The organism is Ferrovibrio sp., from assembly GCF_035304305.1.
Classification (GTDB): domain Bacteria; phylum Pseudomonadota; class Alphaproteobacteria; order Ferrovibrionales; family Ferrovibrionaceae; genus Ferrovibrio.
On the sequence record NZ_DATGQG010000046.1, the window covers coordinates 20627 to 27570 of the forward strand.

Below are 6944 nucleotides of genomic sequence, written 5' to 3' on the forward strand. Positions count from 1 at the left end.
GGGCCGAGGGAGCCCTGTCCAGCATTACATAAGGAAATCTTTATATAGGAATATAGTGGTTTATTCGGCCTCGCCGAATTTGCTCTCCACCAGGGTGACCAGAGCCTCCATGGCCGGGGTGGCGTCGGGGCCCGAGGCGGTGATCTCGATGCTGGAACCCTGGGTGCCCGCCAGCATCATCAGGCCCATGATCGACTCGCCGTTGACGGTCTGGCCGTCCTTGTGGACCTGGATCCGGGCCTGGGGGAAGCGCGCGACCACCTGGACGAATTTCGCCGCCGCCCGGGCATGCAGCCCGCGCTGGTTGACGATCATGACGCTGCGCGTCAGCGGCCGGGCCGGGGCGTCCATCAGCCGCCTTCCCCCGCCAGCAGCTTGGACGCCACGTTGATGTATTTGCGGCCGGCTTCCTGGCCGGCGGCGACGGCGTCGGCCAGTTCGGACTTGCCCCGCACGCTGGCCAGCTTGATCAGCATCGGCAGGTTCACGCCGGCGATCACCTCGACGCGCGCCTGGTCCATGATCGAGATGGCGAGATTGGACGGCGTGCCGCCGAACATGTCGGTGAGCACGATCACGCCCTTGCCGGCCTCGACCGCGGCGACGGCGGCGAGGATGTCCTTGCGCCGCTGCTCCATATCGTCATCCGGGCCGATGCAGACGCCGCGCATGTTCTTCTGCGGCCCCACCACATGCTCGGTGGCGTGGATGAATTCCTCGGCCAGGCGGCCATGGGTGACGACGACGATACCGATCATGATTGGAACAGCGGCATGGGGCTGGAACGATCCTCAGGCACGCGCCGGCTCTCCCGAGGGAAGATGCCGGTCGCGGTGGCGGATTTCGACATGTTGTCCGGCTTCGCGCAAGGCGTTGGCGAGGGCTTCCGCCACCACCACCGAGCGGTGGCGGCCGCCGGTGCAGCCGATCCCGATGGTCAGATAGCGTTTGCCCTCCGCGGCATAGCGGGGCAGCAGGCTGCTCACCATGCCGGACAGCCGTGCGAAGAAATCGTCGAAGCCCGGATCGGCGCGGACATAGTCGGCGACTGCGGGATTTTCGCCGGTGAAGGGCCGCAGCGCCTCCTCGTAATGGGGATTGCGCAGAAAGCGCACGTCGAACACGAGATCGGCCTCGCGCGGCAAGCCATGACGGTAGGAAAACGATACCACCATGATACCGAGGCCCGGTTCATCGTCCAGCGCGAACTGCTGCGACAGGATCTGCCGCAGATCGGGCAGTGACAGCGTCGTGGTGTCCAGCACCAGGTCGGCGGCGCGTTTCAGCGGCGCCATGAGGCGCCGCTCGGCGACGATGCCGTCGGACACCGGCCGGTCACCGGCCAGCGGATGCCGGCGCCGCGTCGCGGTGAAGCGCTTGAGCAGCACGTCGTCGTCGCAGTCGAAGAACAGCAGCTGCACGGCCAGGTCGGGACGCTGCTTCAGCTCGGCGACGAGCTCGGCCAGCCGGTCGGCCTGGAAGTCGCGGGTGCGGGTATCGATGCCGACTGCCAGCGCGCGGCGCGGTGACCCGGCGGCGCTGTCATCGCCGGCGAAGGTCAGGCGGCGCAGCAGCGACAGCGGCAGGTTGTCCACCGCCTCGTAGCCGATGTCCTCCAGCAGCTTGAGCGCGGTGGTCTTGCCGGCGCCGGACACGCCGCTGACCAGGACGACGCGGATCGGATCGGTGTCGGCCATGGCGTTCATGACGCGCGCAGCACCCGACGCGGCAGCTGCGCCTCGGCCGGTTCGAAGAGGCGGCCTGCAGCCGCGCGCTCCAGCGCCAGCTTCGCCTTGATCGCCGCACTGGCCTCGAATGGATCGAGCGAGAGGCAGGGCAGCGCGATGTCGAGGAAGCTTTCATGCCGCGGCTCGGGCAGGCGCGGCACCATGGCCGGCGGCACGAGATCGATCACCAGATGCACGCGGCTTGGTTCCGCCGCGGCGACCCTGACCGGACCGAGGCCGCGGATTTCCATCAGCCCCCGGATGGTGCCGGGCGAGGAGGCGATCAGCCGGTTGTCCTGGCGTTGCAGCTGCGTGCGGTCATCGGCGACCAGCATGGCGCCGGCATCGATCAGCCGCAGGGCAAGATCGGATTTTCCGGCGCCGGAAGGGCCGCGCAGCAGTACGGCATGGCCGCCAATCGCCACACAGCTTGCGTGGATCGTAAGCATGGGCGCGCAGCCTGACGCCGGCCCCCTGGAGAGTCAATACATGTCCCGGTGTGAATCCCGTGGCTTGGGGACGGATGATGGTTAAAGCGGCAGGCGGACGACGAAACGCGCGCCCGTTTTTCCGTCGTCGCGGTTCTCGGCATGGATGCGGCCGCCCAGCGAATGGACGATCTGGCGCGCGATCGACAGGCCGAGGCCGGAATGCAGGCCGAAAGCTTCCGACGACGGACGCTCGCTGTAGAAGCGGTCGAAAATCGACTCCAGGTTCTCCGCCGGAATGCCGGGGCCCTCGTCGGTCACGCTGAACACCACATGCTTCGGTTCGCGGCGCACGTCGACGACGATGGTGCCGTCCTTCGGGCTGAACGAGATCGCATTGTCGATCAGGTTGCGCGCCACCTGGCCGAGCTGGCTCTCGAAGCCGGGCGCCATGTAGGGGCCGGGCTCGATCAGCCGGAGCTCGATCTTCGGCGCGCCTGTGGCCTCCGAACGCATCGCATAGGTGTCCACCACCGAGCGCAGCATGGCGGCGATGTCGATCGGCGCCGCTTCGGTGCGGGCCAGCTCGGCATCCAGCCGCGAGGCGCTCGAGATGTCGGTGATCAGGCGGTCCATGCGGCGCACGTCGTCCTTCATCACCTCCAGCAGGCGCTGGCGCAGTTCCGGCTTCTCGGTGCGCTCGAAGGTTTCCATTGCGCTGCGCAGCGAGGTCAGCGGGTTCTTGATCTCGTGCGAGACGTCGGCGGCGAAGCGTTCGATCGCGTCCAGCCGCTGCGACAGCGCCGCGGTCATGGCGCGCAGCACCGCGGAGAGATCGCCGATCTCATCGTGCCGGTTGGAGAAATCGGGGATGTGCAGGTGGGCAATGCGGCCCTTGGCGGCGCGGATGCGCTCCGCTGCCTCGGCGAGCCGGTGGATCGGCCGCACGATGGCGCCGGCGAGGTAGAGCGAGGCCAGCACGGTGAAGCCGAGCACGGCGGCGAAGATCTTCAGCACCGCCAGGCGCTCCTCGCGCACGCGGGTGTCGATCTCGGTGGAATCGACGGTCAGCATCAGTGCGCCGACCACCTTGCGCAGGCCCTGTACCGGCACCGCCGCCGACAGCATGATGCGGCCGTCGCCCAGGTCGCGCAGCTGGCCGTCCTCCTCGCCCTCCAGTGCCCGCCTGGCCTCGACATAGTCGTTGGCATGGGAGAAGGGCAGCTCGACATATTTCGGCAGATCGAACGTCGTCATGAAGGCGGCGTTGATGCTGTCGTAGATGCCGACCAGCGTGCGCTCCCAGGGCGTGTCGATCTCCGGCGGCGGCAGCTGGCGGGTCACGACGCCGCGGCCCGCCGCCAGCAGCAGGCGGCTGTCGGCGATCAGCTCGCCCTCGGCAGTGAACAGCCGCGCCCGCGCGCTCGACTGCGCCGAGAGACGCCGCAGCAGCTGGCGCGCCATTTCCGGATCCAGCGCCGGGGTGAATTCCTCCGGGCTGATGGCGGACTCGCCCAGCGCGCCGGCGATCAGGTTGGCTTCGTAGCGCAGCGAGGTCAGTCGCGTCTCGATCAGGCCGAGGCGGAACTGGTCGAGATAGAGGAAGGCGAGCACCAGGGAAATCGGCGCCGCCAGGTTGATCAGCAGGATGCGCCTTGTCAGCGGCGACATCAGCCGCCGCTGCGGGCGGGAATCTGGCATCGCTATCTCCGCGTCACGGCGCTGGCTCCGTCATCACGGCGGGCTAGCTCGCCTGCTCCTTGAAGCGGTAGCCGACACCGTAGAGCGTCTCGATGGCGTCGAAATCCTCGTCGACCGCCTTGAACTTCTTGCGCAGCCGCTTGATGTGGCTGTCGATGGTGCGGTCGTCGACATAGACATTGTCGTCATAGGCCGCGTCCATCAGCTGGTCACGGTTCTTCACGTGGCCCGGGCGCTGCGCCAGCGCTTCCAGCAGCAGGAATTCGGTCACGGTCAGCGTCACGTCCTGGCCCTTCCAGGTGCAGCGGTGGCGGGCCGGATCCAGCATCAGCGGGCCGCGGACGATCAGCTTCTCGCTTGCCGTCTCCTCGGCACCGGGCTTGTTGGCTTCGGCGCGGCGCAGTACGGCCTTGATGCGTTCGATCAGCAGACGCTGGCTGAACGGCTTGGTGATGTAGTCGTCGGCACCCATCTTCAGCCCGAGCACCTCGTCGATCTCCTCGTCCTTGGAGGTGAGGAAGATCACCGGCACGTTGCTGACGCGGCGCAGGCGGCTCAGAGTCTCCATGCCGTCGAGGCGCGGCATCTTGATGTCGAGGATCACCAGGTCCGGCATCTGCTGCGTCAGGTGGCGCAGGGCCTCGGCCCCGTCATTGTAGGTGCGGACCTTGTAGCCTTCGGCCTCCAGCGCGATGGAAACCGAAGTCAGGATGTTGCGGTCGTCATCGACCAGGGCGATGGTGGCGCTCACGGCAATATCCTTAAAATGGCACCCGGAGAATTCCGGGCGGAGGGCGTGACGGAAGTCACACCTATATGGCAAAGACATAGCCGATTTCGAGGGGGCGGGGCTAGCTTTCCTGCCATGACCGCCGCCCCGCTCGCCGCCGCCGGCCCCGCCATCCTGGTCCATCTGGCCAGCACGATTGTCGCGCTCCTGCTGGGGATCGTCATGCTGCTCCGGGGCAAGGGAACGGTGTCGCACAAGCGGCTCGGCTGGGCCTGGGTGATCCTGATGGCGGTTGCCGCCGGCAGCTCGTTCTTCATCACCGGACTCAATCCCGGCGGCTTCAGCCCGATTCACATTCTCTCGGTGGTCACGCTCGTAGCGCTGCCCTGGGCGATCTACGCCATCCGTCGCCGCAATCTGCAGAGCCATCGCTGGACGATGATCTCGATCTTCACCGGCGGGCTGGTGGTCGCCGGCATCTTCACTTTGCTGCCGGGCCGCCTGCTTGGCGGCATGATCTTCGGCGGCTGAGCGGGGCGCCTTACTCGCCCTGGCCGAGCAGCAGGCCGCGCCGGCGCGCCGCCTCGAACCAGCCCATGAAGGCGGCGAAGCCGAGCGCGAGATAGAGCAGGTTGAGCGCGAAGGCGCGCAGCAGCAGGTCGCCGCGGATCACGCCATCGATCAGCAGCGCGCGCATGCCCTCGAAGACATAGGCCGGCGGTAGCGACCAGGCGATCGCCTGCAGCCATTCGGGCAGCACCTCGACGGGGTAGTAGACCGCTGCCACCGGCAGGATCAGGAACATCGCGCCCCAGGCGGCGGATTCCGCGCCGAGGCCATGGCGCATGATCAGCCCGCAGACGGCGATGCCCAGCGCCCAGCCGAACAGGGTCAGGCTGGCGAAGAAGGCGGCCAGGGCGAAACCCATCTCGTAGAGCGAGAAGCCGAAGAACCACCAGGCCATCAGGCTGACCGGAATCATGCCGACCAGCGCCCGCAGCACGCCCATCAGCAGCACGGAGGCGGCGAATTCGCTCGGGCGCAGCGGCGAGACGAAGAGGTTGCCCAGGTTGCGCGCCCACATTTCCTCGAGGAAGGAGATGGCGACGCCGAGCTGCACGCGGAACAGCGAATCCCACAGCATCATGCCGGCGAGGAAGACGCCGAAGGCCTGCGCCACGAAGGAGGCCTTGCCGGCGAGGAACTGGGTGAGGAAGCCCCACATGATCATCTGCACCGCCGGCCAGTAGATCAGCTCGACGATGCGGGTCCAGGATCCCGACAGCACATACCAGTGCCGCCGCAGCATGGCGAAGATGCGTGCGGCGCTGAAGCCGAAAATCTCGCCGTTCATGCCGGAATCCTTTCCGCCGCCTTGCCCTGGCCGCGGGCGATGTCGAGAAACACCTCTTCCAGGTTGTTGCGGCCGTAGCGGGCGATCAGCTCGTCCGGCGTGCCGCGGTCGACGATCCGGCCCTGCTTCATCATCAGCACCTGCTGGCAGAGCCGCTCGACCTCGGCCATGTTGTGCGACGCCAGCAGCAGGGTGGCGCCGCGCTCGGTGCGGTAGTGCTCCAGCAGGCTCCGCACCCAGTCGGCGGTATCGGGATCCAGCGAGGCCGTCGGCTCGTCGAGCAGCAGCAGCTCGGGTTCGTTGATCAGCGCCTTGGCCAGCGCCACCCGCGTCTTCTGCCCGGCGGAGAGCGCGCCGAAGGCGCGATCCAGCAGCGCGACGAAGTCCAGCTCGCGGGCCAGCCGCTTGATCCGCGCGGCGGCATCGGGCACGGCATAGAGCTGCGCGAAGACGCGCAGATTCTGCCGCACGGTCAGGCGGTGCGGCAGGTCGACGTAAGGCGAGGAGAAATTCATCCGCGGCAGCACGCGATGGCGGTCGCGCAGCATATCGGTGCCGAGCACGGAGATGCTGCCGGAGGTCGGCTTCAGCAGCCCCAGCAGCATGGCGATCGTCGTCGTCTTGCCGGCGCCGTTGCCGCCCAGCAGGGCGGTGACGCCGCCCTTCGGCACGGTGAAATCGATTCCGGCGACCGCCACCACGGGGGACTCCGCGGTGCCGTAATGTTTGGTCAGCCCCTGAACGGTGATGACGGGATTCTCGGCTGGCAGGCGGTGCATGGGCTCGGATCGGGCGCGGCGCGGCGGAGCGCGGGTGGAAGCGACTGGCGAAACAGGCAAAATAGTCCGGCCGTTGATATGGACAGGGTGGGGGAATTTGTCTATAACCCCGCGCCGTTGCGGCCTGTCAGGGCCTGAGACGCGTGGGCCCAGGTAGCTCAGTTGGTAGAGCAGAGGACTGAAAATCCTCGTGTCGGCGGTTCAATTCCGTCCCTGGGCACCATT

General features: G+C 67.4%; 9 protein-coding genes and 1 tRNA gene. 2 read left to right on the forward strand and 8 right to left on the reverse strand.

Annotation, left to right across the window (positions count from 1 at the left end):
• Positions 1 to 60 precede the first annotated feature (60 nt).
• The 6 genes from VKZ87_RS05730 to VKZ87_RS05755 form a co-directional block, all read right to left on the reverse strand.
• Entirely contained in the window at positions 61 to 351 is a 291-nt protein-coding gene (locus tag VKZ87_RS05730; protein WP_324220294.1) for an HPr family phosphocarrier protein, read from the reverse strand.
• On the reverse strand, positions 351 to 758 hold the full coding sequence (locus VKZ87_RS05735; RefSeq protein WP_324220295.1) for a PTS sugar transporter subunit IIA: 408 nt from the start codon (positions 756 to 758) through the stop codon (positions 351 to 353). The genes VKZ87_RS05730 and VKZ87_RS05735 overlap by 1 nt, the downstream gene beginning before the upstream one ends.
• Before the next feature lie 33 nt (positions 759 to 791).
• On the reverse strand, positions 792 to 1697 hold the full coding sequence (gene rapZ / locus VKZ87_RS05740; protein WP_324220296.1) for an RNase adapter RapZ: 906 nt from the start codon (positions 1695 to 1697) through the stop codon (positions 792 to 794).
• 5 nt (positions 1698 to 1702) lie between these two features.
• The gene (locus tag VKZ87_RS05745) at positions 1703 to 2176 is read right to left on the reverse strand and encodes an HPr kinase/phosphatase C-terminal domain-containing protein (RefSeq protein ID WP_324220297.1); all 474 of its coding nucleotides are present in this window, start codon (positions 2174 to 2176) and stop codon (positions 1703 to 1705) included.
• Between the two features lie 81 nt (positions 2177 to 2257).
• Positions 2258 to 3856 carry a sensor histidine kinase gene (locus VKZ87_RS05750; protein ID WP_324220298.1) on the reverse strand — a complete coding sequence of 533 codons (1599 nt, stop codon included), beginning with the start codon at positions 3854 to 3856 and terminating at the stop codon, positions 2258 to 2260.
• Between the two features lie 43 nt (positions 3857 to 3899).
• The gene (locus VKZ87_RS05755) at positions 3900 to 4607 is read right to left on the reverse strand and encodes a response regulator transcription factor (RefSeq protein ID WP_324220299.1); all 708 of its coding nucleotides are present in this window, start codon (positions 4605 to 4607) and stop codon (positions 3900 to 3902) included.
• Between the two features lie 114 nt (positions 4608 to 4721).
• Here VKZ87_RS05755 and VKZ87_RS05760 point away from each other — a divergent pair, with 114 nt between their 5' ends.
• On the forward strand, positions 4722 to 5117 hold the full coding sequence (locus tag VKZ87_RS05760) for a DUF2306 domain-containing protein (protein ID WP_324220300.1): 396 nt from the start codon (positions 4722 to 4724) through the stop codon (positions 5115 to 5117).
• A 10-nt stretch (positions 5118 to 5127) separates the two neighbouring features.
• Here VKZ87_RS05760 and VKZ87_RS05765 read toward each other — a convergent pair whose 3' ends face one another.
• The gene (locus VKZ87_RS05765; protein ID WP_324220301.1) at positions 5128 to 5940 is read right to left on the reverse strand and encodes an ABC transporter permease; all 813 of its coding nucleotides are present in this window, start codon (positions 5938 to 5940) and stop codon (positions 5128 to 5130) included.
• The gene (locus VKZ87_RS05770; protein WP_324220302.1) at positions 5937 to 6719 is read right to left on the reverse strand and encodes an ABC transporter ATP-binding protein; all 783 of its coding nucleotides are present in this window, start codon (positions 6717 to 6719) and stop codon (positions 5937 to 5939) included. Before VKZ87_RS05770 ends, VKZ87_RS05765 begins: the two co-directional genes overlap by 4 nt.
• A gap of 147 nt (positions 6720 to 6866) precedes the next feature.
• On the opposite strand from VKZ87_RS05770, the gene VKZ87_RS05775 reads away from it, so the two are divergent.
• A tRNA-Phe gene (locus VKZ87_RS05775) sits at positions 6867 to 6942 on the forward strand.
• The last annotated feature ends 2 nt before the right edge of the window (positions 6943 to 6944 follow it).